Genomic DNA, 3,744 nt, shown 5'->3' on the forward strand with positions numbered 1-3,744 from the left:
TTTTCTTACGCCATTTGTACGATCGGGTTTCAGCCAGTTTTGAGCTGATAAACCAAATACCCTCGCCACAATTGGGATTGAAAATGTGGCGAGCAAAACACTGATGCAAACTGAAATGAGGCAAAAGCATGAACAATTGAAGCCTAAATTGGTTTCTGAAACCCATGAAATTTTGGCAATAATAGTCAATTGCCGAACCTGATGAAATGAACACCAAAAGGAAACAAAGAAGAAAGAAAACCACCCTACTTTCACATCTAAAAATCGAATGGTTCTATCGCTGAACTGAGCCAAAAAACTGCAATCTTTAGTTCGTGTAACGCCTGCATAACACGTTTGCTACGATACAGACCTAGCTGAATTTTACGGCCTTAATCACTGAAACTAAAGGAAAACTGACAACGCCGAGTGTAGCAAATCGTGTTGATGCATTTGTTATGCCTGATATTCCGACAACTTCTTAATCCCAACTTTTGAACCTTTTACAAAGAATTTTTTACCTAGCACATCTGTTAAATAGTATTTTCTAAACATAAAACCATCATTCTCTATAGAGTACAATTTTGTATAATCATCATGTTTAATACGATATTCATAGATTTCGCCATCATTTAATCGAACCCCTACATCATGGACAAAACCACTTGAAAAAACCGAAGGAATACCATTCTCATCAAAAGCTATCGGCTCATCTTTCAGCGCCCATGAATGTGCTGATTTTCTTGAAATATAACCACAAAGATTCGAAAGAAAAATTGGCCTTTTTCCTGTATTTACAACATATATTCTCAAAAACGGCGGTGGATTATCACGGTTTTCAGATTGATCTCTAGAGCAATCATAAACAACTTTACAGAAAACTTTTACTCGGCTTCTATCCCTATAAATCGAATACCCACTAACAAATAAACTAATACCTGAAATTAGCAAAGCTAACCAGGGTAAGACGTGTTCAAAACTCATTAATTACCTCTTAAGGCATAACGCCTGCATAACACGTTTACTACCAAACAATTATACTTAAAATTGACGCCTTAAAACGAGAAACACCCGACAACCTGAGATGCCAAGTGTAGTAAATCGTGTTGATGCATTTGTTATGCGTCTAAATTCGATGATATAAAATTAATGTTAAAATCACAGCAAGCATTTTTCTATGGCCTAGCTCCATATCATCGTAACTAGTTTGCCCAAACTTTATTGCTGCCATAATTCGCCCTTTAGCAGACTGAACTAAATTACGCTCATCAATATCAAAAAAACCAGCATCTTGTAAAATAATTTGATAACTTTGACCTTCCCAACGATTACCAACCTTTACAATTTCACTATTAAACTTATTTTTTACATATTCGGCTAAAAGGTCTTCATTATCATGATAACGTTCTGGAATTTCTGCGACTTCAAGCTCATCAATCAAATTATTCAAGTCTTCAGCAAAACTGTCCTCTTCAATAGCAAATAATGACTCATCCCCTTGTCGTAATTCCCAATTACCACGAATATGCCTCATAGGTCTTAAAACTTCGTAGTCCAAGCTATCACTTTGTTCAAAAAAATTAATCATTTACCCTCCTAATGACGCATAACGCCTGCATAACACGTTTGCTACCATGCAGACCTAACTGAATTTTAACGCCTTAATCACTGAAACTAAAGACAAACTGACAACGCCGAGTGTAGCAAATCGTGTTGATGCATTTGTTATGTTTTTATCCTTAAAGCCATTTCATTAGTATCTGCATTAATATATTTAGAAAGTCCATCCAGACCAGGGAACATTGTAGAGTCATTAATCCCATAATCATCTAACATTGCCTTGATGTCATTTTTCATACTTTTGGGGATAATTATTTTCTTAATATTATGCTCTTCTGGTAAATATTTAGACTTAACTACTTCTATTTCTCTATTGGGAGGGCAATGTATTGTAAACAACCCTTGTTGATTAATAACACGGGTTGTAAAAGCTGTAGGTATATAAGAGATAACTCCTTCGTGATTTTTAATTTCTTCAAATGTTAAATTTCGTTTTGCCATTACTTCTGGCGGTTCTAATATATAAACAGCGCCATCGCTGCTCAGTTCTGATATGACACAAAAATAACAAGCAACTAATGGATTTTTAGTCCAATCCAAAAGCCTTGTTGCTAAACCATGATGTTGAGCTAATGCAATTTGTTCAATATCATTTGTCGGCAATACTTCATGAGCAATAGCATAATTTGACCACTCTTTAAATCTACCTAAATCACGATTATCGGGTAAATAGTATTCTTCTCTCGCAGCGCTTGGTAGTAAAGCCCAGTCTTGATCAGACTGACCTCTAAACCATAAACCAAATCCTTTGTTATTTCGATATACTCTAAAGATCTTATGTAAATCATCTAGATCTTTCAAAACCATACAATCCATTTTTCAACCTCATTGAAAACATAACGCCTGCATAACACGTTTGCTACCATGCAGACTTAGCTGAATTTTACTGCCTTAATCACTGAAACTAAAGGCAAACCGACAACGCCGAGTGTAGCAAATCGTGTTGATGCATTTGTTATAACTCTGTGATGCAGTTTGATACTGTGAAAATATACTCAGACTTTTCATTTACCCCAATAATAATACGCTCCCCATCAATATATGAAACATGAGCATTATTAGGAAGAGAGCAATAACTATAAATTTCCATTTCAAAGTTATAAGCAAACCACTTAGTAAACTCTGCTACTTGATCTGTATACCAAGAGTTATCTCCTAAAAATGAAGTCGCTATAAAGAAAACGGTTAAGCTAGCAAAAATACGACCAAGTAAATTAAGAGCTGAAACTTCTTTCATTAAGCTCCATATTTCAAAATTAACAATCTTTTTAGCGGACAACGCCTTAATAGAAAACATGGAACTAAACATTGATATTAGCATCATTGGTATAGCTAACATGGCCAATGAAATCGCTGTGGTGAAAGGAACCGTTAGTATGGATACCATTGTTATAGTATAAATAAATGGTGAACTAGGCACCTCTAAAATCGAATTTACAGTTATTGAAGCCATAGCCACATTCAATGTTGTTGCAGCAAGAAAAGCCAATGCCATTAATGGTTTCGCATATGATATGGAATTTAAATTATCTCCCCACTCACGAATCCAAACAATAAACCCATAAATCAAAAAACTAGACACAATCCAGTACGAAGGAAATGGGAATGTTTCAGTAAATAACATGGATAAAGGGAAAAGTATCAGTGCAATAAGGTATGCAGACTGCTCATTAGATAACTTCCCTGTTTCCTTTTTTAGAACACTAATTAAATCCATTTAATTTACCTAAAAGTTATAACGCTGGCATAACACGTTTATTACTATGCAAACCAATCTGAATTAACTGCCTTAATCACAAAACTAAAGACAAACCCAGAACGCCGAATGTAATAAATCGTGTTGATGCGATTGTTGTGCGTGCTTACTTTCGGCTTGGCCAGCTTGGTAAAGAACTGCCCTGCCAAGATTTTCTAAGCCCTAATTCTAATTTACCGATAGTAATTAAGCGAACAAAATGTTCTTAAATTGCGAGATAAAGTGAATAGAAAACAAATACATTTTTTACGCCATTTGAACGACTTGGTTTCAGCAGATTTGGAACTGATAAATCAAATATCCTTGCCACGGCTGGGATTGAAAATGCTTCGAGCAAAACACTAATGCAGAATAAAATGAGGCATAACCAAAGAACAATTGAAGCGTAA

Annotated in this window: 6 protein-coding genes; all 6 read right to left on the minus strand. The window is 35.2% G+C overall.

Annotation, left to right across the window (positions count from 1 at the left end):
* The coding region (locus A6E04_RS21425) for a hypothetical protein (RefSeq protein WP_217491219.1) at positions 1-294 on the minus strand (294 nt) is incomplete at its 3' end.
* A 141-nt stretch (positions 295-435) separates the two neighbouring features.
* Positions 436-963, minus strand: coding sequence for a hypothetical protein (locus A6E04_RS20460; RefSeq protein ID WP_065612257.1), 528 nt, complete (start codon positions 961-963; stop codon positions 436-438).
* 142 nt (positions 964-1,105) lie between these two features.
* A complete protein-coding gene (locus A6E04_RS20465; protein WP_065612258.1) occupies positions 1,106-1,567 on the minus strand; it encodes a hypothetical protein in 462 nt (153 codons plus the stop codon).
* Positions 1,568-1,704: 137 nt separating this feature from the next.
* Positions 1,705-2,415, minus strand: a complete 711-nt coding sequence (locus tag A6E04_RS20470; protein ID WP_065612259.1) for an FRG domain-containing protein — start codon at positions 2,413-2,415, stop codon at positions 1,705-1,707.
* Between the two features lie 139 nt (positions 2,416-2,554).
* On the minus strand, positions 2,555-3,316 hold the full coding sequence (locus A6E04_RS20475; protein WP_065612260.1) for a hypothetical protein: 762 nt from the start codon (positions 3,314-3,316) through the stop codon (positions 2,555-2,557).
* Positions 3,317-3,560: 244 nt separating this feature from the next.
* Positions 3,561-3,744: hypothetical protein (locus A6E04_RS21430; protein ID WP_217491220.1), on the minus strand; the 184-nt coding region annotated here is incomplete at its 5' end.

The organism is Aliivibrio logei (genome assembly GCF_001691055.1).
Taxonomy (GTDB): Bacteria; Pseudomonadota; Gammaproteobacteria; order Enterobacterales; family Vibrionaceae; genus Aliivibrio; species Aliivibrio salmonicida.

What these genes read in the sequence shown, in the direction of transcription:
- A6E04_RS20460 (WP_065612257.1), bottom strand. Translation starts at nt 963, where the DNA reads ATGAGTTTTGAACACGTCTTACCCTGGTTAGCTTTGCTAATTTCAGGT.
- A6E04_RS20470 (WP_065612259.1), bottom strand. Translation starts at nt 2,415, where the DNA reads ATGGATTGTATGGTTTTGAAAGATCTAGATGATTTACATAAGATCTTT.
- A6E04_RS20465 (WP_065612258.1), bottom strand. Translation starts at nt 1,567, where the DNA reads ATGATTAATTTTTTTGAACAAAGTGATAGCTTGGACTACGAAGTTTTA.
- A6E04_RS20475 (WP_065612260.1), bottom strand. Translation starts at nt 3,316, where the DNA reads ATGGATTTAATTAGTGTTCTAAAAAAGGAAACAGGGAAGTTATCTAAT.